The sequence below is a fragment of the Mycobacterium ahvazicum genome (assembly GCF_900176255.2).
In the GTDB taxonomy this organism is placed as follows: domain Bacteria; phylum Actinomycetota; class Actinomycetes; order Mycobacteriales; family Mycobacteriaceae; genus Mycobacterium; species Mycobacterium ahvazicum.
In genome coordinates this window covers 1,097,937-1,120,969 of record NZ_FXEG02000002.1, presented here as the reverse complement: position 1 = coordinate 1,120,969, position 23,033 = coordinate 1,097,937, and the positions used below count along the sequence as shown (strand labels likewise).

Below are 23,033 nucleotides of genomic sequence, written 5' to 3'. Positions count from 1 at the left end.
TCTCAGCAGGTGAGCAGCATGCAACCCGCGACCGGACCCCCGCCCACGGAAACCACGCCGACCTCGGGACGCTGCTCCACCTGCCGCTCGCCCGCCTCGCCGCGCAGCTGCAGGCATCCTTCATGCAGTGCCCAGTAGCCGTGCATGCGCCCGGCCGAAAGTTGGCCGCCGTAGGTGTTCAGCGGCAGTTGCCCGTCGCGGGCGATCCGTGCGCCGCCTTCGACGAACGGGCCGGCCTCGCCGTCACCGCAGACGCCCAGGGCTTCCAGCCAGGCGATGGTGAGATAGGTGAAACCGTCGTACAGTTCGGCCACCGCGAGGTCGGTGGGTTTCAACTCGGTGCGCGACCACATCTGCGCGGTAGCATCCGACATCGCCATCTTCGGGTAGTCGTCGCGGTGGAACCACCCACCAGCACCGTCGGATCCGCCGATCGCCTCCACCCGCACGGGCCGATGCGGGCAATCGGGCCCGTACTCGGCGTTCGAGACCACCACCGCGATCGATCCGTCGATGGGCACGTCGCAATCCAGCAGCCCGAACGGCGTCGATACCAGTCGCGCCCCCAGGTAGTCGGCCATCGTCATCGGCTCGCGGTAGACCGCAAGCGGATTCAGTGCGGCGTTACGCCTGCCGTTGAGCGCCAGCCAGCCCAACTGCTCCTTGGTGGTGCCGTACAGCTCCATGTGCCGGCGGCAGTTCAGCGCCAACCAGTTCGCAGCCGAATACGCTTGGGCCGCAACCAGATCGTTGACATCGTCCATCGCGCCGACAGCCGGCTTGGCTTCACCCTCGGGCGTTTCGAACATCCGCGCCAAGGGCGGGGCGGGGGCGTTGTCCTCCTGCTTGACCGGCACCGTGCCGCCGAGCATCTGGATGGTCCGATACACCACCACGTGCCGGGCCCGCCGCTCGGACACCGCGCGACATGCCGACATCACCGGACTCAGCAGGCCGCCGGTGCCGAACCCGCTGCCGCAGTCGGCCGCCTCGATACGCAGTTGGGCAGTGACCTCTTCGGCCGGCGTATCGCCCAAGGTCGCGATGCCGTCGATGTCGGCGGGCAGCAGGCCGGCGTCGGCGATAGCACCACGCACCGCCTCCATGGTCAGATCCCGTCCCGGGATGCCGGTCCGTCGGCCGATCCGGGAAATGCCGATACCGGACACGATCGCGTCTTTTTCGAAATACGTCATCTGCACCGCCCGCCAGAGGGGAACCCATCGAACCAGTACCGAACCGAACCGAACCGAACCGAACCGAACCGAACCGAACCGAACCGAACCGAACCGAACCGAACCGAACCAATAGAGTGTACTGTATTGCCCGTGTCAGCCGAGTCGACATCACCGCTGCTCATCGAGCATTGCGCCGATTGCTCGCGCTGGGTGCATCCCGCGACCGGCGAATGCCGCGAATGCGGCGCCAGGCTGGTCGCGCGCCCGATTTCCGGACAGGGCACGGTGTTCACCTACACCGTCAACCACCATCCGTATAACCCGGAGATCCCCGTCCCCTATGTGATCGCCATCGTCGAGCTCGCCGAACAGGCCGGGCTGCGGGTTGCCGCCAATATCGTTGACTGCGAACCGGATTCGGTGACGTGCGGGATGCCGGTCAGCATCAAGCCGCACAAGGGCGCCGGCGGGGCGCCGTTGTTCGCACCGCTCTAGTTGATCAGCGCTTGCGCGCAGTCACCAACAAGTACTCCCACTCCATCTTCGAGGACCCGACCAGGTATCGGCTGCCTAGTTCGGCCAGCTGCGTGTCCAACGCGGCAACGCGCTCCGGCTCGTCGGCGATACCGCGGTACGCGGCGAGCGTCGGCCCGTAATTCGCCTTGAAGAAGTCGCGGAAAGCTGCCCCGTCGGCGAAGCAATCCACTTGCAGCACACGGCGTTGCGCGCTGAACTCAACGACGCGGTCCGACAGCAGGGCACGCACGTAGTCGGTGTCGCCCCACATCGTCGCGGGCTGCGCACCAGGTGGTGGCGCCGCAACGTAAGGCTGCATCGTCGCGAACATCGCACCAACGAATCCTTCCGGTGTCCAGCTGATCAACCCGATCGTCCCGCCGGGCCGACAGACCCGCACCAACTCGTCGGCGGCGCGCTGGTGGCGCGGCGCGAACATCACACCGACGCAGGACAGCACCGCGTCGAACCCGTCGCTATCGCACGGCAGCGCTTCGGCGTTGGCCTCGAGCCATTGCAGCTCGATGCCGCGGGTCCGAGCAATCGCTTGACCGCGGTCCAATAGGTCGGGGCACAGATCACTGGCCACCACATCGGCACCGCTTTCCGCGGCCGGTATCGCGACATTGCCGCTGCCCGCGGCGACGTCTAGCACCCGATCGCCCACGCCGATCCCACTCGCCTGCACCAGTATCGGCCCCAATGGCGCCGCGACCGCGGCTGCTACCGCGCTGTAGTCGCCCAAAGCCCACACCGCCCGGTGCTTGCTTTCTTCGCCGATGCGGTCAGCTTTCGCTGCTGCGGTCATGATGGCCTTCCCTTCCGGTCGTTGGCCACCATCGTCTGCTTGACCGATCAACCGATTAAAGTGCCAGATCTGAATCCCTTGAGGTACACAATTTGTACTAGTTAATCCCGCTGGTATGGCGTGTACTGGACACACGTGAAGGGAAGCGCCCAGATGACGACATATGGTCAGTTCTGTCCGGTCGCCAAGGCGATGGAATTGCTCGATGAACGGTGGACACTGCTTGTCGTGCGTGAATTACTGCAAGGCAGTGCGCATTTCAACGATCTACGACGCGGAGTCCCGAAGATGTCGCCGGCACTGTTGTCCAAGCGACTGAAGTCGCTCAGCCGCGCCGGTGTTGTCGAGCGCACCGATGTCGACGGCCGAACCTCGTATGCACTGACACCGTGCGGGCGGGAACTCGCGCCGGTGGTGGATGCACTCGGCGAGTGGGGGCTGCGTTGGATGCCCGAGATTGGTGACGACGATCTGGATCCGCACCTGTTGATGTGGGATATCCATCGCTCGATCTCCATCGACGAGTGGCCGCGAGCGCGCACAGTGGTGGCGTTCCGCTTCACCGAGGTGCCCGTCAAGGCCTCGCGCTGGTGGCTGATGGTGTCCGAAGGATCTGCTGACGTATGCGATTTCGACCCGGGGTATGAGGTCGCCGCGACGGTCGAGACGCCCCTGCGCACGCTGACCGAGTTGTGGCGCGGTGACATCTCGTGGTCGCGCGCCATGCTGAGCGGCACACTGACTATCCACGGAAGCGCCGGGGCTCGCCGGGCCGTGCAGGGCTGGATCGGTCAATCACGATTGGCGGCGGTGCCCCGCCCGGCCTGACGGGACCGCTAGTTGATCAGCGGGTCGCGCGGCATACCCAGAATCCGCTCGGCGATCTGGTTCCGGGTGACTTCCGAGGTGCCCCCGGCGATCGCCATGCCGCGTGCGCCCATGATCAGCCGGCCCGGCGCGGCCCCGGCGCCGTCCACCAGCGCGACCTCGGGGCCGGTCAGGGCCGCCATGATCGCGGCGCCCTCCACCATGTGCTCGGCTAGCTTCAGCTTGGTCACGTTGCCTTCCGGCCCCGGTCCCGCGCCTTCGACGCTGCGGGCCACCCGGCGCAGGTTGAGCAGGCGCAACGCGGTCTCGTTGGCCAGGTAGGACCCGACTCGAATGTCGGCGCCCGCCAACCGATCTGCGTGCTGCTTGGCCAGCTCGACCAGTGCGGTCGCCAATCCCTCGTAGAACGACCCGCTGCCGCCGATGCTGACCCGCTCGTTGCCCAGCGTGGCACGGGCGACCGTCCACCCCGAGTTGGGAGTGCCGACCACGTCTTCGTCGGGAACGAACAGATCGTTGAAGAACACCTCGTTGAAGTCCGAGCCGCCGGTGATCTGGCGCAGCGGCCGCACCTCGACCTCGGGCGCTTTCATGTCGACGATCACCGTGGTGATGCCGGCGTGCTTGGGCGCATCGGGGTCGGTGCGCACGGTGGCCAGGCCGCGCGCGCAGTAGTGGGCTCCGCTGGTCCACACCTTTTGCCCGTTGATCTTCCAGCCACCGTCGACGCGAGTGGCCTTGGTTTTGATGGACGCCGCGTCCGAGCCGGCCTCGGGTTCGGAGAACAGCTGGCACCAAATCTCGTCTTTGCGTAACGCCTTCTCGACGAATCTTTCGATCTGCCAATCAGTTCCATGCTGGACCAGGGTCAGGATCACCCAGCCGGTAATGCCGTAGTCCGGACGCTTGATGCCGGCCGCCTTGAACTCTTCCTCGATGACCAACTGCTCCACCGCATCGGCGGCCAGGCCCCACGGCTTGGGCCAGTGCGGCATCACGTAGCCGGTCGCGATCAGCTTGTCGCGTTGCGCCTCCTTGTCCAGGGCGGCGAGTTCGGCGGCGTCGGCCCGGATCCGGGTGCGCAGTTCCTCGGCCTCGGGAGGCAGATCCAGACTGTTCTCCCGGACGGCTCCCGCCGCGGTGCGTTCGAACACGTCGCGGGCCGGAGTGTCGCCGCCGAAAAGCGCGGATGCCACGAGTGCCCGGCGCAGATGCAGGTGCGCGTCATGCTCCCAGGTGAAACCGATGCCGCCGTGCACCTGGATGTTGAGTTCGGCATTACGCGCGTAGGCCGGAAATGCCAGTGCCGCAGCGACTGCCGAGACCAGGCGGAATTGCTCCTCGTCTTCGGAGGCCGCGCGCGAGGCGTCCCAGACCGCGGCCGTCGCCGACTCCACGGCGACGAGCATGTTCGCGCAGTGGTGCTTGACCGCCTGGAATGTCGCGATGGTGCGGCCGAATTGCTGGCGCACCTTGGCGTACTCGACGGCAGCGTCGACGCAGTCGGATGCTCCGCCCACCGCCTCGGCGGCGAGCAAGGTCCGCGCCCGGGCCAGCGCCGATTCCCGTGCGCCCGCGATGATGTCGGCGGAACCGACGCTGACGTTGCTCAGGTGTACGCGCCCGGAACGGCGAGTGGGGTCGAGATTGTCGGGCACCTCGATGGACACGCCCGAGCGGCCACGGTCCAGCAGCAGCACGTCGTCGCCGGCGGCGACCAGCAGCAGGTCGGCCAGCCCCGCGCCCAGCACGACTCCGGCCTCGCCGTCCGCGACACCGTCTTTGACCTGCACCCGGCTGTCCAGCCCGATGCCCGCGGTGACGGATCCATCGATCAGCCCGGGCAATAACCGTGACTTCTGTTCGGCAGAGCCGTCTTTGCCGATCACGGCCGAGGCGATCACGGTCGGGACGAACGGGCCCGGGGCGACGGCGCGACCGAGCTCTTCGATCACCACGACCAGCTCGGGCAATCCGTAGCCGGAGCCGCCGTGTTCCTCGTCGACGTGCAGGCCGAGCCAACCGAGTTCGACGATGTCGGGCCAGAAGGTGGGCCGGCTCTCGTCGGGGCTGTCCAGCAGGGCTCGCGCCGCCGGGCGCGCCTTCTGCGAAGTCAAGAATGACCGGGCGACCTCGGCGAGCTCACGATGGTCGTCGGTAAGTGCGATACCCATGGGGACCTCCTCGCGCCAGTACCCGCCCCGCAGCGTCGCCGGGTGGTCAGCCGGCCCCGCTCCGAGGGGGAGCGGGGCGGCTGCCTAAAGAGTGTACTTATTGCGCTGAGACTTCTAACGGGCCCCTCGCGGGTCGCTACTTGGGTGCGAAGCGCTGTCCGGCGTCCAGGCGCAGGCACTGGCCGTTGAGCATCGGGTTGTCGACGATCGCCAACGCCAGCTTGGCGTACTCCTCGGGACGGCCCATCCGCTTGGGGAACGCCGCGTCTCGGGTCAGCGTCGCCGCCATCTCGTCGGGAACCATCGACGTCAGCCCGGTGAGGAACAGGCTCGGGGCGATCGCCAGCGCCCGGATCCCCATCGAGCCCAGGTCGCGGGCCATGGTCAGGCACATGCCCGCGATCGCCGCCTTGGCGGCGGTGTAGGCGACCTGCCCGATCTGGCCCTCGAACGCGGCGATCGACGCGGTGTTGATGATGACGCCGCGCTCTTCGTCCTCGGGCTCGTTCTTGGCCATGTGCGCGGCGGCCAGCCGACTGATGTTGAAGGTGGCGATCAGGTTGAGATCGATAACCGATTGGAAGGATTCGAGGTCGTGGGGGCCCGACTTGGTCAGCGTGCGCTTGGCGATACCGCCGCCGGCGGTGGTGACCACGACATGCAGGCCGCCCAGCTTGTCGACCGCGGTCTGCAGTGTCTCCTCGGTGCCCGCGTAGTCGGTGACGTCTACCGGGTAGAACGCGCCACTGATGCCTTCGGCAACGGCTTTACCGTCGGAACCCTCGCGGTCGAAGATGGCGACATCCGCACCACGCTCGGCGAACAGTTCGGCCGTGGCCCGACCCATCCCCGACGCGCCGCCGATGATGACGGCCTTCTTCCCATTGATCTCCATCCGGGCCTCTCCTTTTCGGGTTGTCAGATCGTGTGCAATCTGTAACGTTACGCAGGAACGCTAGCGTGTCCGTCCGGCAGGGTTGTCACCGAGCCGTGCCAAGCTGACAAACGTGCTCCTTCTCGAGGTGGTAGCCACATCGATCGACGTCGGCGCCACGTCGTCGCGGCTGACCAAGGTCGCGCGCATCGCCAACCTGCTCAGCCGCGCCGCATCCGACCCCGAAGTGGTCGCCATCGTCGTGTCATGGCTTTCCGGTGAGCTCCCGCAACGCCAGATCGGCGTGGGCTGGGCATCGTTGCGGACGCGGCCACCGGCGGCGGCCGAGCCGCGGCTGACGGTGACCGGTGTGCACGCCAGCTTCACCGAGATCGGCGCGGTCGCGGGCAAGGGATCGCAGGCTCGTCGCGCCGAACTCCTCGCCAAGCTGATGGCCGCCGCGACCGAATCCGAGCAGACCTTCCTGGTGCGGTTGCTGTCCGGCGAGCTGCGTCAAGGAGCGCTGGCCGGGATCATGGCCGACGCGGTCGCCAAGGCCGCCGAGATTCCGGCCGCCGCGGTCCAGCGCGCGGCGATGCTGGGCGGCGATCTGCCCTCGGCGGCGGCGGCCGCCCTGTCCGGCGGAGCGGTGGCGCTGCAGGCCTTCGCCCTGAAGGTGGGCCAACCGGTCGGCCCGATGCTGGCACAGACCGCCACGAGTGTGACCGACGCACTTGAAAGGCACAGCGGTACAACGATTTTCGAGGCCAAGCTGGACGGCGCGCGAGTGCAGATCCACCGCGCCGGTGATGTCGTCACCGTCTACACACGAAGCCTGGACGACGTCACCGCCCGGCTGCCCGAGGTGGTGGAGGCGACGCTGGCGCTGCCCGTCACCGACCTCATCGCCGACGGTGAGGCGATCGCGCTGCGGCCCGACAACCGGCCGCACCGCTTCCAGGTAACCGCATCCCGGTTCGGCCGATCGGTCGACGTGGCCGCAGCACGGGCGGCGCAACCACTTTCGGTGTTCTTCTTCGACCTCCTGCACCGCGACGGCGTCGACCTGCTGGACGCCCCGACCATCGAGCGGCTGGACGCGCTGGACGCGCTGGTGCCGGCCCGGCAGCGGGTCGACCGGCTGGCCACCGCCGATTCCGCCGCGGCCACGGCCTTTCTGGAGGCGACGCTGGCCGCCGGTCACGAAGGCGTGATGGCGAAGGCGCCGGGTGCGCCCTACCTTGCCGGCCGTCGCGGCGCGGGCTGGCTCAAGGTCAAGCCGGTCCACACCCTCGACCTGGTGGTGCTCGCCGTCGAGTGGGGTTCGGGGCGCCGAAGCGGCAAGCTGTCCAACATCCATCTGGGTGCACGCGATTCGGTGACCGGCGAATTCATCATGGTGGGAAAGACTTTCAAGGGGATGACCGACGCGATGCTGGACTGGCAGACGGCGCGGTTCACCGAGCTCGCCGCCGGATCGATGGACGGCTACGTGGTCCAACTGCGTCCCGAGCAGGTCGTCGAAATCGCGCTCGACGGTGTGCAGAAGTCCACGCGCTACCCGGGCGGCGTGGCGCTGCGATTCGCCCGGGTCGTGCGCTATCGCGACGACAAGAGTCCGGCCGATGCCGACACGATCGACAACGTCCGTGCGCTGTACTGATTCGCCTGGGCGGCAAACCCCTCGTCGTCGTAGGGTTTGACCGTGACTGTGCACGACAACGATGTCCGCTACATCCACACGGACGATGACCTGCCCCCCGTCGCCATCATCGACCACTCCCCCATCAGCTTCCGCCACAAGATCTTGTTCGGGATCATCGCGGTAATCGGCGCCCTTGCCTGGGCCGTCGTCGCGTTCCTGCGCGGCGAGACGGTCAACGCGGTCTGGATCGTGGTCGCCGCGATCTGCACCTACATCATCGGATTCCGCTTCTACGCGCGGCTGATCGAGACGAAGATCGTCCGCCCGCGCGACGACCACGCCACGCCCGCCGAAGTTTTCGACGACGGCACCGACTACGTGCCGACCGACCGTCGGGTGCTGTTCGGCCATCATTTCGCCGCGATCGCCGGGGCGGGACCGCTCGTCGGCCCGGTCCTGGCGACCCAGATGGGCTACTTGCCCTGCAGCATCTGGATCATCGTCGGCGCGGTGTTCGCCGGCGCCGTCCAGGACTACCTGGTGCTGTGGATCTCCACGCGGCGCCGGGGCCGGTCCCTGGGCCAGATGGCCCGCGACGAGCTCGGCGCGGCAGGCGGGGCCGCCGCGCTGGTCGGCGCCTTCGTCATCATGGTGATCATCGTCGCGGTGCTGGCGCTGGTGGTGGTGCGAGGCCTGTCCCAGAGCCCGTGGGGTGTCTTCTCGATCGCGATGACCATCCCGATCGCCCTCTTCATGGGCTGCTACCTGCGATTCTTGCGCCCGGGGCGGGTGGCCGAGGTGTCGGTGATCGGCTTCATGCTGCTGATGATCGCCGTGGCCTCCGGCAATTGGGTCGGCGAAACCTCTTGGGGCGCATCCTGGTTGAACTTGTCAGCGGTCACGGTGTCGTGGTTGATCATCATCTACGGCTTCGTGGCGTCGGTGTTGCCGGTGTGGTTGCTGCTGGCACCGCGCGATTACCTGTCGACCTTCATGAAGGTCGGCACCATCGCGTTGCTGGCCGTCGGCATCTTTATCGCGCACCCGCTGATTCAGGCGCCCGCCGTCTCCCGGTTCGCCCACACCGGCGACGGGCCGGTCTTTCCCGGCGCACTGTTCCCGTTCCTGTTCATCACCATCGCGTGCGGCGCGCTGTCCGGGTTCCATGCGCTGATCTCCTCGGGGACGACGCCGAAGCTGCTGGAGAAGGAAAGCCAGATGCGCTTCATCGGCTACGGCGGCATGCTGACCGAATCGTTCGTCGCGATCATGGCGCTGATCAGCGCGGCGATTCTGGACCAGCACGTGTACTTCGCACTGAACGCCCCGGCCGCGCAGACCGGCGGCACCGCGGTCACGGCCGCACACTACGTCAACGGACTCGGCCTGTCCGGGGCGCCGGCGACCGCGGACCAGCTCAATCAGGCCGCCGCCGGCGTCGGTGAAAAGTCAATCGTGTCGCGCACCGGTGGAGCCCCGACGCTGGCCGTGGGCATGTCCGAGGTCCTTAACCGGGCGTTCGGCGGCGGCGGCCTCAAGGCGTTCTGGTACCACTTCGCGATCATGTTCGAGGCGCTGTTCATCCTGACCGCCGTCGACGCCGGCACCCGGGTCGCCCGCTTCATGCTCTCCGACGCGCTCGGCAACCTGGGCGGTCCGCTGGCCAAGCTGCGCAATCCGAGCTGGCGCCCCGGGGTCTGGGTCTGCAGCCTGATCGTGGCAGTGGCATGGGGCAGCATCCTGCTGATGGGTGTGACCGATCCCCTCGGCGGAATCAACACGCTGTTCCCGCTGTTCGGGATCGCCAACCAGCTGCTCGCCGCGATTGCGCTGACGGTCGTCACCGTGATCGTCGTCAAGAAGGGCCTGCTGAAGTGGGCGTGGATCCCGGGCGTCCCGCTGCTGTGGGATCTGACGGTCACCCTGACCGCGTCGTGGCAGAAGATCTTCTCCGCCGACCCGGCGATCGGCTACTGGTCCCAGCACTTCCAGTACTCAGCGGCCAAGGACGCGGGCAAAACCGCGTTCGGTTCGGCCAAGAATGTCCATCAGCTCGACGCGGTCATCAGGAACACCTTCATCCAGGGAACGCTGTCGATACTTTTCGCGGTCGTGGTGGTCATCGTGCTGGTCATCGGAATTGTCGTCGCGCTCAAAGCAATTCGCGGCGGCGGCCGGCCGTTGACCGAGGACGACCCGATCCCGTCGAAGAAGTTCGCGCCGTCGAGCCTGATAGCCACCCCCGCGGAGCGAGAGGTGCAACGCCAATGGGCGACACCGCAGGCAGCGTCGTCCGGCGAGCGCCACGCCGGAAATCGATAGTCCCGAAGTTCGCTGCACCACACTAAGATCGTGCGGAATGAGAGTCGGTATCGACTTCGGCACCACCCACACTGTCGTCGCGCTCGTCGACCGTGGTAACTACCCGGTCGTCTCGTTCGACGGCGTCGATGCCTGGCCGTCACTCATCGCCGCCAACACGGCCGGGGAACTGCGCTTCGGGGTCGACGCCGCGGCCGTTCGCCACGATCCGGAATGGTCGGTGCTGCGATCGATCAAACGCCTGCTCAACGACGCCGGGCCACAGACCGAGGTGACGCTGGCCGGCCGCAGCTATCGGTTGACCGACTTGCTCACCGGATTTCTGGCCCAGCTCAAAAGCGATCTTCTGCAGCGCTCGAATGGCAGCCTGACGGCCGGTGACACCATCGAGGCTGCCATCAGCGTGCCCGCCAATGCCGCCAGCGCCCAGCGCATGTTGACGCTGGACGCCTTCGTGGCGGCGGGTTTTCACGTCGTCGCACTGCTGAACGAGCCGTCCGCGGCCAGCCTCGAATACGCCCACCGATACCGCTCCACCATCACCGCCAAACGCGAATACGTGCTCATCTACGACCTCGGCGGCGGCACCTTCGACGCGTCGCTGCTCAAGATGACCGGGCACTCCAATGAGGTCGTGATCAGCGAGGGCATTCAGCGACTCGGCGGCGACGATTTCGACGAGGCGATTGTGCGACTCGTTTCCGAAGGCGCGAAACTTCGCGACGTGGACTCCGCCGCGCTGGACCTTCTCCGTGAGGAGTGTGCGCTTCGCAAGGAGGCCGTCGGGCCGCAGACGAAGCGCTTCCTGGTCGACATGTCCGGGATCGACGACGGGGTCGACCGGGCACCGTTTTCGTGCGGCATCGACGACGTCTACGCGGCCTGTGCGCCGCTCGTCGAGCCCACGATCGAACTCCTCAACCGCATCCTGCGCGACGGCAGCGGGGACGTGGCGTGGTCCGAGGTCGCCGGCATCTACGTGGTGGGCGGGGCCGGCGGCTTCCCCCTGATCTCCCGGATGCTGCGCAGCACCTTCGGCGAGAAGCGGGTGAAACGCTCCCCTCATCCGTTTGCCGCCACGGCCATCGGCCTTGCCGTCTTCCTGGACAAAGAGTCGGGTTTCGCGCTGTCGGAACGCTTTTCGCGACACTTCGGGGTGTTCCGCGAGGCCGAAGCCGGCGCCGGCGTCGTCTTCGATCCGATCGTGGGCAAAGACGTCTCGCTGCCCGCCGACGGCCAGACGCCGCTCATCGTCCGGCGGACATACCAGGCAGCGCACAACATTGGGCACTTCCGCTTCGTGGAGTGCAGCCGCCTGGTCAACGGCCGCCCCGACGGGGACGTGACGCCCTACGATCCGGTTCTGTTTCCCTTCGACCCCGCGCTCTACGACCGCGACGACCTCGGGCGCCAGCCGGTCGGTCGGTGCACGAACGGGCCGGATGTCGAGGAGCGCTACGTCGTCGCGCCCAGCGGCGCGGTCGAGGTGACGCTCACGACGCACCCGGGCGGATTCATGCGAACCTATCGCCTGGAGCGGCGCGCCGCGTCGGTGTCGTAACTGGGTGACGGCCGGGACTACGCGCCGCTGGATCGAATGATTCAGTGCACCATGGGCTTTGGCGTGCAACCGGTAGCCGGAGTCGCCGCCGCGGGCACCGAGCGTACGTCGCCGGCCATCGGCGCCGTCCCTGGGACTAGCGTCGGATGACATGGCAGAGATAGACCTCGAGGCCCTGTCCACTCCCGAACACGGCTACACCGTCAGGGACGACGATGACGACGACCCGATCCTGCTCGACCGGGAGGGGAATCACATCCAGACGTGGCGTGAACGGTATCCCTACGAGCACCGGATGCCGCGCGACGAATACGAGGATTTGAAACGGCGCCTGCAAATCGAGCTGCTCAAGCTGCAGAACCACAGCAAGCGCAACGGATGCAGGCACCTCATCGTGTTCGAGGGACGCGACGCGGCCGGCAAAGGCGGCACCATTCAGCGGTTCATGGAACATCTCAATCCGCGCGGGGCGCGAGTCGTCGCGCTGGAGAAGCCGACGGAGCGTGAACAGACACAGTGGTATTTCCAGCGCTACATCAGTCACCTGCCGTCCGGTGGCGAGATGGTGCTGTTCGACCGGTCGTGGTACAACCGGGCCGGCGTCGAAAAGGTGATGGGTTTCTGTTCACCCGAGCAATACGCCGAATTCATGCAACAGGCACCGCTTTTCGAGGGGATGCTGGTCGCCAACGGCATCAGCCTGACCAAACTGTGGTTTTCCGTCTCCCCCGCCGAACAACGGACCCGCTTCGCCATCCGGCTGGTCGATCCCGTCCGGAACTGGAAGTTTTCGCCGATGGACATGGAGTCGATAGATCGCTGGAACCAGTACACCGAGGCCAAGGAAGCAATGTTCGAGGCCACCGATACCGATGTTGCGCCGTGGATCGTGGTGCGCAGCAACGACAAGAAACGGGCACGCATCAACGCCATGCGCTATGTGCTCGCTAAATCCGACTACGACGACAAGGACGACGAGGTGGTGAGCGAACCGGATCCGTTGATCGTGGGCCGCGCACTGACCGACTGAGCTAGAAACGATGCCGGAGCTGATTGCGCCACCACACCGAAGGGGATCGCCCATGCCCACCTGGCTCGTCACCGGCTGCTCAACCGGACTCGGCAGAGCCCTCGCCGAAGCCGTCATCGACACCGGCCACAATGCCGTCGTCACCGCACGCGACGCCGCGAAGGTCGCCGAACTGGCCGACATCGCTCCGGATCGGGTGCTGACCGTCGCGCTGGACGTCACCAAACCCGACCAGATCGCTTCGGCCGTCGAGCAGGCCGACGAGCGGTTCGGCGGCATCGACGTGCTGGTCAACAACGCCGGATACGGCTATCGAGCCGCAGTCGAAGAAGGCGACGACACCGAAGTCCGCGCCCTGTTCGACACGCACTTCTTTGGTGCCGTCGCGATGATCAAGGCCGTGCTGCCCGGCATGCGGGCGCGCCGCAGCGGCGCGATTGTGAACATCTCCTCGATCGGCGCCCAGGTGATGCCGGTGGGATCGGGCTACTATTCAGCCGCCAAAGCGGCACTCGAGGGCATGAGCGGCGCGCTTCGCGGCGAGTTGGCCCCGCTCGGAATTTCTGTGACGGTGGTCGAACCTGGAGCGTTTCGAACCGACTTCGCCGGACGCTCGCTCGTGCAGTCGGCCACGGTCATCGACGACTACGCCGGGACCGCCGGACAGCGCCGCAAGGAAAACGACACGATGCACGGCAATCAGGCCGGTGACCCGGCCAAAGCCGGTGCCGCGATCGTCACCGCCGTCGAATCCAGCGAACCGCCTGCATTCCTGCTCCTGGGCCCCGACGCGCTGGCTTTGTATCGCTACACCGCGGACGCCCGCGCGAGTGAGATCGCGAAATGGGAACAGCTGACCGGCGGCACCGACTTCGATTGAGTCAACCCTGGGCAGCGATGCGTTTGGCACGTGTTGTCGAAGTGCTCGTCACGGTTGGCGCGCTCGCAGATCCCTGCGCAGAATCTTGCCCGTCGGCGACTTCGGAATCTTCTCGACGAACTCAACCTGACGAATCTTCTTGTAGGGAGCCACTTTCGCTGCGACGAAGTCGATGACCTCACCTTTCGAGAGTGCGGCGCCAACCTGCCTTACCACGAAGGCCTTCGGGATCTCCTCGCCCGAAACATTATGAAAGACACCGACAACCGCGACGTCGGCGATCCCCGGGTGGGTCAACAGCAGCGCCTCGAGTTCGGCGGGTGCGACCTGATATCCCTTGTACTTGATCAGCTCCTTGAGCCGGTCCACGATGTACACACAGCCCGCGGCATCCACCCGCGCCAGATCACCGGTATGCAGAAACCCGTCGGCGTCGATGATCTCCGCCGTCGCGGCGGCGTTTTCGAGATAACCCGCCATCACGTTCGGTCCCCGGAAGCACAGCTCACCCGGCTCACTCAAACCGGAAGAGGGAACCGGCATTTCGTCCCCCGTCTTGATGTCGACAAGCTTGCTCTGCGAGTTAGGCACCGTCCACCCACACGAACTGACCGGTGCCTCGGCGCCTGCCGGATGCCGGCCGTGCAGCGGAATGACGTGGCTGGCCGGACTCAATTCGGTCATCCCGTATGCCTGCACGATGCGGCAGCCGAGTCGCTGGGTGACCGCGGTGGCCAGTCCCTCGTCCAGGGGCGCGGCCGCCGATGTCAGGGTATGCAGGGAAGACAGGTCAAAGGAATCGACCAGCGGGTCTTTGGCCAATGCGACCGCCACCGGCGGTGCGATGTAAGCCTGGGTGACGCGGTACTTCTCGATGGCGGCCAAGAACGCGCTCAGGTCGAACGACGGCATGACGATCAGCCGCGCTCGGTTCCGTAGCGCGGCGCACAGGAGCCCGGTCAACCCGTAGCTGTGAAAGAAAGGAACCACCGCGATCAGTGTGTCATCGGGATCCACGCCTGACACTGGGTGTAATTGGGCTACGTTGGCGACGAGATTGCGATGAGTAAGCATCACGCCCTTGGGTTTTCCGGTGGTTCCGGAACTAAAGGGAAGCACCGCCACCTGTGTTGCGGGATCAAACTCGATCTCCGGACCCCGACTGCCCGTTGAGTTTGCGAGATCGCCAATATCCAGCGGCAACACATCGCCACTGGACAACCCCGCCGCGTAAGCCGCCTCCTCGGCCTGCTCCCGCAGTCGCGGGGCCGCGATCAACAGTCGCGCACCCGAATCCGCTATCTGGCGTGCGATCTCGTCCACGGTGGACAAGACACTGATGGGCGTCACCGTCGCGCCGGCCCGCAGGATCCCGTGCAACGCGGCTGCGAACGCCGCACTGTTCGGTGAGAGCAGCGCCACCACGTCGCCCACGCCGATACCGCGCCCCGCCAACGCGGTGGCGAAGGACTGGATCCGGGTGACCAGCGCGCGATAGGTCACTTCGGTTCCGGTTGCGGCCTCGACCAGGGCTACCCGATCGGCGTCGGCGTCGGCGAGGTCGCAGAACACGTACTCGTACACACCGGCGTCCGGGATGACGACGTCGGGAAATGGGCTGCCGAAATTCATGATTCCTCCATACCGGGGTGTCCAGTCGCGATGGCCGGCTCCCTTCTCACACCAGCGGGGCGATGCGTTCGGGCACACCCAGCATTGACTTTCCATAGATCTCGTAACCGACATAGGCATTCAATGCGGCATGGCGCGCCCCGACGTTGGCGTCACGCCAATATTGCTGCATCGCACTGGAATCGGCGAAGCTGCCCGCGCCGTGGACGTTGATCAGCGTATGAATCGCCTCGAGCACTTGACGGGCGGCGTAGCCACACTGCGCTCGCGCTTGGGCGCGAAGCGGGTATCCCGCTTCGCCGTTCACGATCTGACCCTCGTCCAACGCGTCGGCGACCTCGAAGGCGTGCAGCCTGGCGGTCCGTAACTTGAGTTTCGCCTCGGCGAGCTGTATCTGCACGCCCGCCGAATCACTTTGGTGGGCAAAGAATGTGTTGGCCAATGACTTCGACGGAGCCGTCTGAAGCACCAGGTCCGCGGCAGCTTGGCCAAGGCCGAGCAACGGCCCCACCAGAAGCAGAGCGGCCATCGGCGCCAATGGCAGCCGATACCCGGATTGGTTTCCCGACATCCGCCCGCTGATCAATGTGTCCAACCCGATAGCGCGGTGTTCCGGAACGAAAACATGTTCAGCCAACCATGTTTGGCTCGCGGTGCCGCGCATGCCGGCCGTGTGCCAGGTGTCGCGCAACCGCACTTCGGAGGCCGGTACGAAGCACAGAAAGTTCTCCGTTCCCCCGTTGTCCTGGTCGGGTACCGCGACGCTGATCGATGCCCAGTCGGCATGCGGGGCCCCCGATGCGTACGGCCAGCTTCCGCTAATCGAGAATCCGCCGTCCACCCGCCGCGCGTTGCCGGGAGTCAGCCCACCGGCGATCCGGGAGTCGGGCACGCTGAAGATTTCGGATTGCGCCTGCGGCGAGCCATGCCGCGCCACCACCGCGGCGGTGGCGGCGATGCTCACCAGCCAGGCCGCCGATGCGTTTGCCCGGCCGAGTGTTTCAACGATCTCGAGCACCGTCCGTTGCGGGGCGTGCACACCGCCGAATCGACGGGGCTTGAGCAAGCGGAAGAAACCGGCGTCAGTCAGTGCATTGATCACTTCGTCCGGCAGCTTGCGCGTCGCCTCACTTGCCAACGTGCTCTCGCGAAGTAGCGGCTGCAACCGCACCGCATCGGCCAACAGTTCCTGGTGCGCTGTGGGACACTGCGCTGACGATGTTGTCATGTCACTCCGATCACGTATGCGAAATCCGTTGTCGGATAACGCTTTCACAGCGAGATTAGAGCCACTGGAGCCGCGATACCTCTTCTCGGTACAGTTCGCGCAACGTTTGAGACACTTTGCTGCGCGCATGTGGGTCGGCCTGTTGCCGAGTCCGGCAGGCCCGGACCCCGGAAGGTGCCGGATCCGCAATCGATGTGACGTCCGCCACACAAGCGATCCGTACGCTTAGTCGCCGCGAATGCCCGAGGAGTGCGGTCAAGCGGGCGCAGGAGAAGCGGGGTTGGAAATGGACGAGAAAAGCCAGCCGGCTACGGTTGCGGAACTCAGAACAACCGACGCCTTCAAACAAGTCGCCAAATTATTTCCGTGCCTGCAAACGCTCGGTCCCGTTGACCGCCGCAAGCCGTTTTCGCTGAGCCAGCGGGTCGGTGCGGTCGGGCCGATTACGGTGTTTGACCTGGCTCTCAACGTCGACGCCCGCATCCGCTGTGCACACGACCGGCCGTTTTACCAAGTCAATATTCTCGCGTCCGGCCGAATGGAGTTATTTCAGCGCGGTTCCTCGATTACCTATGCGCCCGGCCTTGCCACGATTTGTCTCCCCGAAGGTGAACTGATCGTTCCCCGCTGGCAAGCGGGCTGCCGAATGATTGCATTGCGGGTGAGCCGCAATGCACTGGAGGACACGCTCGGCGAGGCGCTCGGGCGCCCGCTGACCACACAGATTGAATTCAGCACGTCCATGGTCACTACCAAGGGGCCCGCACGCAGCTGGATGCACATGTTCACCGTGTTCGCCCAGGAGCTCTTTCGAAGCGACAGTGCCCTGACACAACCGCTGGTCGCAACGCCTTTCGTGGACAGCCTGCTGCATGCGCTGCTGCTCGCCGCGGACCACCCGCACCGGGAGGCGCTCGCAGAAAGAGCCAAAAATGTTGCACCGCACACTATTCGGCCCGCGGTTGACATCATCGAGTCGGAGCCCCATCTCCCGCTGACGATTGCCTGCCTGGCCGCCGAATGCCACGTCAGCTCACGCGCACTGCAGCAGAGTTTCATTCGCCACATGGGCATGTCGCCGATGACGTACCTGCGGCAGGTGCGGCTGCGGCGTGCGCATCAGGAGCTGCTCGAGTCCGATCCCTCGGTCGAAACCGTCGCCTCGATCGCCAAGCGCTGGGGATACTCGAACCCCGGGCGGTTCGCCGCGGCGCACGCGAGCCGGTACGGCGAGACGCCGGCCGCCACGCTGCGCCGGGCCGGGCGGTCCACCACCACGCCGCAACGCGACACTGCCCCGGCGTAGCCGCGGCACCGATGGCCGAACCGTGCCGAGAATGGCTTCGCTGTTTTGGAGAGGGTTATTCTCCAAAGTCGAGAGACGAATTACGATCACTAGGGATTCGCCGCATCGAACCCCTAGCCCAACGATCGGAGCCCACCATCGACGCCTGGATTCTCGACGCGGTGCGCACGCCGCGCGGGCGGGGCCGCCCCGACGGCGGACTGCACAACGTGCATCCGCAGACGCTGCTCGCCACCTGCCTGACCGCCCTTGCCGAGCGCACCGGTTTCGACCCCGCGGACGTCGAGGACGTGATCGCCGGCAACGGCATCCTGTCCGGTGACCACGGTGACGACATCGCACGCCTATCGGTCCTGCTCGCCGACTGGCCGGAGACCGTGCCCGGGATGACACTGAATCGCTTCTGTGGATCCGGTCAGCAAGCCGTCACCGTCGCGGCGTCGTCGATCGCGGCGGGCATCAACGATTTGGTGATCGCGGGCGGAGTCGAATCGATGTCACGTTGGGACGTCACGGCCGGAGTGCCGACGATCGATGGCAACAACGCGGACTTTCGCGCACTGTATCCGTCAGTACCGCAAGGTATTTCGGCTGACCTCATCGCGACGCTCGAAGGCTTCACTCGCGAGGTCGTCGACACCTACGCCACACTGAGCCAAAACCGAGCTGCCGCCGCCATCGACGGGGGAAGATTCGATCGCTCCCTGGTCGAAGTCGCCACGCCCGAAGGTCCATTCGCCCGCGACGAGCACCCCCGCCCCGGCACGTCCCCGGAGTCGCTGGCACGGCTGCGGCCGGCGTTCGCCGCGATGGGCGCCGCCGGTGTCGACGGGGAGCACCGCACGTTCGACGAGATCTGCCTGCAGCGCTACCCCAGCATCGACCACGTCGACCACGTTCACCACGCGGGCAACTCCTCCGGGGTCGTCGACGGCGCGGGTACGGTGTTGCTCGCGTCGCCGAACTGGGCGCGCTCCAACGGCGTAGAGCCGAGGGGGCAGATCCGGGCCGCCGCCACGATCGGCAGCGAACCGATCATCATGCTCACCGCGCCGGGGCCGGCCGCGCAGCGCTGCTTGCAGCGCGCCGGCATGACCGTGGCGGACATCGACCTGTGGGAGATCAACGAAGCGTTCGCCGCCGTCCCACTCAAGGCGATCCGCGACCTCGACCTCGATCCGGATCGGGTCAATGTCAACGGAGGCGCGATCGCGCTGGGCCACCCGATCGGCGCGACCGGCGCGATGCTGATCGGGACCGTGCTCGACGAGCTCGAACGTCGCGACCTGACAACAGGACTGGTGACCATGTGCACCGGTGGCGGCATGGGTACCGCGACGATCGTCGAGCGGGTGTGACCCGGATATGACTCAGGCCGACACACTCGTTCTCGACCGGCCGCGCGACGGCGTCGTCGTCCTGCGATTGAATCGACCCGAGCGACTCAACGCGATCAACGAGGCTATGCAAACCGAATTAGTGCAGACGCTAAGCGCTTTGGCCGGCGACAGCGCGGCGCGGGCCATCGTTCTCACCGGCGCCGGTCGGGGCTTCTGCGCCGGGATCGACCTGCGCGACTTCGGCCCCAGCATGCTCGAGGCCACCGCGCCCGCACTGGACCGGATGCGGTTTCAGGAGAGGATGGCCGCGCTGGCCGAGGGCCTGCGTGCGCTGCCCGCGCCGGTGATCGCCGCGATCAATGGCCCGTGTGTCGGCGCGGGATTGGCCTTGTGTCTGGCTTCCGACATTCGGATCTGTTCGACGACAGCATCGTTCGGTAACGCCGCGATCCTGCTCGGCTTGTCGGGCGCCGAGATGGGCATGAGCTACCACCTGCCCCGCATCGTCGGGACCAGCGTCGCCGCGGACTGGATGCTTACCGGACGCACCGTGTCGGCGACCGAAGCCGATCGGCGCGGGCTGGTCAGCGAGCTTGTGCAGCCGGATCGGCTGACCGACCGTGGGGTTCAGTTGGCGTCGCTGATCGCGGACCTGTCGCCACTGGGCGTGCAGCTGACTAAGCGTGCGTTGCAAGTCAACACCGATGCCGCGAGCTTGTCCGCGGCGCTGGAGCTGGAGAACCGCAATCAGGTGATCTCGCACGCCAGCGACGAAGCGAGCGCACGCCGGCAAAAGTGGTCTTCGGGACAGACCCAGTGAGCGGTCCGCTGCGCGGGGTCCGCATCGTGATGATGGGCGGCTTGGGGCCGGCCCCCTTCTGCGGGATGGTGTTGGGAGACTTGGGCGCAGACGTCGTGCGCGTCGATGCGTTAGCGGGCGTGGACGGTCCGCAGCCGATCGATTACACGGTCCGCCGGAGCCAGCGGTCCGTTGCCGTCGACGTCAAGGATGCCCGCGGCCGCGACCTCGTGCACCGGCTGGTCGCCGACGCCGACGCCTTTGTCGACGTGTATCGACCGGGCGTGGCCGAACGGCTGGGCATCGGCCCCGACGCACTGCGGACGCACAATCCTCGTCTGGTGTACGCCCACATGACGGGCTACGGGCAGGACGGGCCGCTGGCCGGACACGCCGGCCACGACATCAACTACCTCGCGCTCGCGGGTGCCCTGCACGGTATCGGCACTGCCGAAACACCCGTTCCGCCACTCAATCTGGTTGGCGACTACGGCGGCGGCGGAATGCTGCTGGCGGTGGGCCTGCTCAGCGCGATTCTCGAGGCCCGCGAGTCGGGCGAAGGTCAGGTGCTCGACGTCGCGATGGTCGACGGCGTCGCGACCCTGCTGGCGCCGTACTTCGGCATGGTGCCCGCCGGTACCTGGCGCGATCACCGCCAGGACAACCTGCTCGACGGCGCGGCACATTTTTACGGCGCCTATGCCACCGCGGACGAACAGCACGTCGCGGTCGGCGCGATGGAACCGAAGTTCTACGCCGAACTCTGTGATCGTCTCGGCGTCGACGTTCCGCATGACGACGACGAACCGGCCGCCTGGCCGGCGCACCGCGCCGCGCTGGCTGCCCGTTTCGCCGAGAAGTCGCGCGACGAGTGGGAACCATTTCTCGACTCGCCGGAATGTTGTGCGACACCGGTACTTTCGCTATCGGAAGCGCCGCGGCATCCGCATCTTGCCGCACGCGCGACATTTATCGCCGTTGACGGGATCACCCAGCCGGCGCCGGCTCCACGGTTCTCGCGCACCAGGCCCGATACGCCCTCGTCACCGTCGTTGCCGGGCGATCACTCGCGTGCCGTGCTGCGCGAATTGGGATTGGACGCAACAGCCATCACCGAGCTGGAAGGCGCCGGCGTGGTGGCACAGAGCAAGAAGGGATAACAGATGTCGTGGGATTTCTCGACTGATCCGCAATGGGCACAGCAACTCGAATGGGTCGAGGACTTCGTGCGCACCGAGTGTGAGCCCATCGACCTGATCGTCAAGGAGTCACATGATCTGGGCGATCCGGTGCGCCAGGCGCTGATCCCGCCACTGCAGGAGATCGTGAAGCAGCGTGGGCTGTGGGCCACGCACCTGGGTCCACATCTGGGTGGCCCGGGCTACGGCCAGGTGAAACTAGCCCTGCTCAACGAGATTCTGGGCCGTTCGGAGTGTGCACCGATCGTATTCGGCTCGCAAGCACCGGATTCCGGCAATAGCGAGATCCTTGCGCACTACGGCACGCCTGAGCTCAAATCGCGCTATCTTGAGCCACTGCTCGATAACCGGATCGTGTCCTGCTTCTCGATGACCGAACCGCAGGGCGGCGCGGACCCGAAGGTCTTCACCACCTTCGCGGTGCCCGACGGTGAGCATTGGATCATCAACGGGGAGAAGTGGTTCTCGTCGTTTGCCTCGATGGCGTCGTTCATCATCGTGATGGCGATGACCGACCCCGATGCGCCACCCTACCAACGATATTCGATGTTCGTCGTCCCCGGGGACACCCCCGGGATCAATGTGATGCGCGATGTCGGACTGGGGTACCAGCCCCTGGGCGGCGGGCGCGAGGGCTACGTCCGCTACGAGAATGTCCGGGTGCCGGCCGATCATATGCTGGGCCCGCGGGGCGGTGCGTTCGTCGTCGCGCAGACGCGTCTCGGCGGCGGACGCATCCACCACGCGATGCGCACGGTCGGCTTGGTCCGCCGAATCTTCGACATGCTCTGTGAGCGGGCCGTGTCGCGCTACACCCAGGGCGAGGTGCTCTCCAACAAGCAACTGGTGCAGGAGATGATCGCCGACTCGTGGATGGAGATCGAGGCGTTCCGGCTGCTGACGCTTCAAACCGCTTGGAAGATTGACCAATTCAACGACTATCAGGCGGTGCGCGCCGATATTTCCGCGGTCAAGGCGATGATGCAGAAGGTGCTGCATGACGTGTCGGCGCGGGCGCTGCAACTACACGGATCGCTGGGCACCACTCACGAGATGCCGTTCGTGCAATATCTGGTGGAGTCCTTCGTGCTGGGCCTCGCCGACGGACCGACGGAGGTGCACAAGGTGACGCTGGCCCGCATGCTGCTCAAAGACCGCGAGCCCGCACCCGATCTGTTTCCCTCCGAGCACCTGCTGCGGCTGCGCGCGGCCGCCGAGGCCAAGTTCGCCGACAAGCTGGCGGGTATCCCCCGCTGAACCACCGTTACTGCGCTTGCTGCGGGATCAGCGCGAGAACGGGAATCGTTCGGGTGGTTTTACGTTCATAGTCGGCGAAGCCCGGATACCGCGACGCTTGCATCGCATACATCTGGTCGCGTTCGTCACCGTGCAGTTCGACGGCCCGAACCTCGATGAGGTCGTCCCCCACTTCAATCCGCGCGTCGGGGTGAGCCACCAGATTGTGGTACCACGCCGGGCTGCGGTCGGCGCCCGCCGCGGACGCGAACACCAGATAGCGATGCCCGTCGGCCAGATACATCATGGGACTCACGCGTTCCTCGCCGCTGCGAGCTCCCTTGCTGTGCAACAGCAGTACCGGTGCGCCCTCGAACTGTCCCCCGAGCCGGCCGTGGTTGGCGCGGAACTCTTCGATATTGCGACGGTTGAAATCGTCGTCGGCCACGATGCCTCCCACCCATTGAGTTGCTCGAT

At 66.1% G+C, this 23,033-nt stretch carries 19 protein-coding genes; 12 read left to right on the top strand and 7 right to left on the bottom strand.

The features are described from left to right. Positions 1 to 2: 2 nt before the first annotated feature. Positions 3 to 1,196: a thiolase family protein gene (locus MAAFP003_RS07610; RefSeq protein WP_096290945.1), complete on the bottom strand. Its 1,194-nt coding sequence runs from the start codon at positions 1,194 to 1,196 to the stop codon at positions 3 to 5. A 132-nt stretch (positions 1,197 to 1,328) separates the two neighbouring features. On the opposite strand from MAAFP003_RS07610, the gene MAAFP003_RS07605 reads away from it, so the two are divergent. Continuing rightward, a complete protein-coding gene (locus tag MAAFP003_RS07605) occupies positions 1,329 to 1,673 on the top strand; it encodes a Zn-ribbon domain-containing OB-fold protein (protein ID WP_096285796.1) in 345 nt (114 codons plus the stop codon). A gap of 4 nt (positions 1,674 to 1,677) precedes the next feature. Here MAAFP003_RS07605 and MAAFP003_RS07600 read toward each other — a convergent pair whose 3' ends face one another. After that, positions 1,678 to 2,502, bottom strand: a complete 825-nt coding sequence (locus MAAFP003_RS07600; RefSeq protein WP_096285794.1) for a class I SAM-dependent methyltransferase — start codon at positions 2,500 to 2,502, stop codon at positions 1,678 to 1,680. A 153-nt stretch (positions 2,503 to 2,655) separates the two neighbouring features. Between MAAFP003_RS07600 and MAAFP003_RS07595 the strand changes: the two genes are divergently transcribed. Further along, positions 2,656 to 3,330 carry a winged helix-turn-helix transcriptional regulator gene (locus MAAFP003_RS07595; RefSeq protein ID WP_096290944.1) on the top strand — a complete coding sequence of 225 codons (675 nt, stop codon included), beginning with the start codon at positions 2,656 to 2,658 and terminating at the stop codon, positions 3,328 to 3,330. A gap of 8 nt (positions 3,331 to 3,338) precedes the next feature. Here the strand turns inward: MAAFP003_RS07595 and MAAFP003_RS07590 are convergent, their stop codons facing one another. Together MAAFP003_RS07590 and MAAFP003_RS07585 are read right to left on the bottom strand one after the other, a co-directional pair. Continuing rightward, positions 3,339 to 5,504: an acyl-CoA dehydrogenase family protein gene (locus MAAFP003_RS07590; protein ID WP_096285792.1), complete on the bottom strand. Its 2,166-nt coding sequence runs from the start codon at positions 5,502 to 5,504 to the stop codon at positions 3,339 to 3,341. Between the two features lie 136 nt (positions 5,505 to 5,640). Continuing rightward, on the bottom strand, positions 5,641 to 6,399 hold the full coding sequence (locus MAAFP003_RS07585) for an SDR family NAD(P)-dependent oxidoreductase (protein ID WP_096285790.1): 759 nt from the start codon (positions 6,397 to 6,399) through the stop codon (positions 5,641 to 5,643). A gap of 112 nt (positions 6,400 to 6,511) precedes the next feature. Between MAAFP003_RS07585 and MAAFP003_RS07580 the strand changes: the two genes are divergently transcribed. From MAAFP003_RS07580 to MAAFP003_RS07560, 5 genes are all read left to right on the top strand, one after another. Then, a complete protein-coding gene (locus tag MAAFP003_RS07580) occupies positions 6,512 to 8,041 on the top strand; it encodes an ATP-dependent DNA ligase (protein ID WP_096285788.1) in 1,530 nt (509 codons plus the stop codon). Positions 8,042 to 8,077: 36 nt separating this feature from the next. Beyond that, positions 8,078 to 10,345, top strand: coding sequence for a carbon starvation CstA family protein (locus MAAFP003_RS07575; RefSeq protein ID WP_096285786.1), 2,268 nt, complete (start codon positions 8,078 to 8,080; stop codon positions 10,343 to 10,345). Positions 10,346 to 10,382: 37 nt separating this feature from the next. Next, positions 10,383 to 11,906 (top strand): Hsp70 family protein, encoded by a 1,524-nt coding sequence (locus tag MAAFP003_RS07570; RefSeq protein WP_096285784.1) that lies wholly within the window; start codon positions 10,383 to 10,385, stop codon positions 11,904 to 11,906. 151 nt (positions 11,907 to 12,057) lie between these two features. Continuing rightward, complete coding sequence (gene ppk2 / locus MAAFP003_RS07565) at positions 12,058 to 12,936, top strand: polyphosphate kinase 2 (protein WP_096285782.1); 879 nt, start codon at positions 12,058 to 12,060, stop codon at positions 12,934 to 12,936. A 52-nt stretch (positions 12,937 to 12,988) separates the two neighbouring features. Beyond that, the gene (locus tag MAAFP003_RS07560) at positions 12,989 to 13,816 is read left to right on the top strand and encodes an oxidoreductase (protein ID WP_096285780.1); all 828 of its coding nucleotides are present in this window, start codon (positions 12,989 to 12,991) and stop codon (positions 13,814 to 13,816) included. 48 nt (positions 13,817 to 13,864) lie between these two features. On the opposite strand, the gene MAAFP003_RS07555 is transcribed toward MAAFP003_RS07560, so the two are convergent. Both MAAFP003_RS07555 and MAAFP003_RS07550 read right to left on the bottom strand, forming a co-directional pair. Further along, positions 13,865 to 15,448, bottom strand: coding sequence for an AMP-binding protein (locus MAAFP003_RS07555; protein WP_096285778.1), 1,584 nt, complete (start codon positions 15,446 to 15,448; stop codon positions 13,865 to 13,867). Positions 15,449 to 15,494: 46 nt separating this feature from the next. Next, entirely contained in the window at positions 15,495 to 16,676 is a 1,182-nt protein-coding gene (locus tag MAAFP003_RS07550; protein WP_165796327.1) for an acyl-CoA dehydrogenase family protein, read from the bottom strand. Positions 16,677 to 16,962: 286 nt separating this feature from the next. Here MAAFP003_RS07550 and MAAFP003_RS07545 point away from each other — a divergent pair, with 286 nt between their 5' ends. The 5 genes from MAAFP003_RS07545 to MAAFP003_RS07525 all read left to right on the top strand — a co-directional run bounded on the left by MAAFP003_RS07545 (position 16,963) and on the right by MAAFP003_RS07525 (position 22,577). Continuing rightward, positions 16,963 to 17,982 (top strand): AraC family transcriptional regulator, encoded by a 1,020-nt coding sequence (locus MAAFP003_RS07545; RefSeq protein ID WP_243393943.1) that lies wholly within the window; start codon positions 16,963 to 16,965, stop codon positions 17,980 to 17,982. A 149-nt stretch (positions 17,983 to 18,131) separates the two neighbouring features. Further along, on the top strand, positions 18,132 to 19,340 hold the full coding sequence (locus MAAFP003_RS07540; RefSeq protein ID WP_207768520.1) for an acetyl-CoA C-acetyltransferase: 1,209 nt from the start codon (positions 18,132 to 18,134) through the stop codon (positions 19,338 to 19,340). 7 nt (positions 19,341 to 19,347) lie between these two features. Further along, positions 19,348 to 20,142, top strand: coding sequence for an enoyl-CoA hydratase/isomerase family protein (locus MAAFP003_RS07535; protein WP_096285772.1), 795 nt, complete (start codon positions 19,348 to 19,350; stop codon positions 20,140 to 20,142). Beyond that, positions 20,139 to 21,281, top strand: a complete 1,143-nt coding sequence (locus MAAFP003_RS07530) for a CaiB/BaiF CoA transferase family protein (protein ID WP_096285770.1) — start codon at positions 20,139 to 20,141, stop codon at positions 21,279 to 21,281. Before MAAFP003_RS07535 ends, MAAFP003_RS07530 begins: the two co-directional genes overlap by 4 nt. 3 nt (positions 21,282 to 21,284) lie before the next feature. Further along, positions 21,285 to 22,577 (top strand): acyl-CoA dehydrogenase family protein, encoded by a 1,293-nt coding sequence (locus tag MAAFP003_RS07525; protein WP_096285768.1) that lies wholly within the window; start codon positions 21,285 to 21,287, stop codon positions 22,575 to 22,577. A gap of 7 nt (positions 22,578 to 22,584) precedes the next feature. Here the strand turns inward: MAAFP003_RS07525 and MAAFP003_RS07520 are convergent, their stop codons facing one another. Then, complete coding sequence (locus tag MAAFP003_RS07520) at positions 22,585 to 23,004, bottom strand: nitroreductase family deazaflavin-dependent oxidoreductase (protein ID WP_096290942.1); 420 nt, start codon at positions 23,002 to 23,004, stop codon at positions 22,585 to 22,587. Between the last annotated feature and the right edge of the window lie 29 nt (positions 23,005 to 23,033).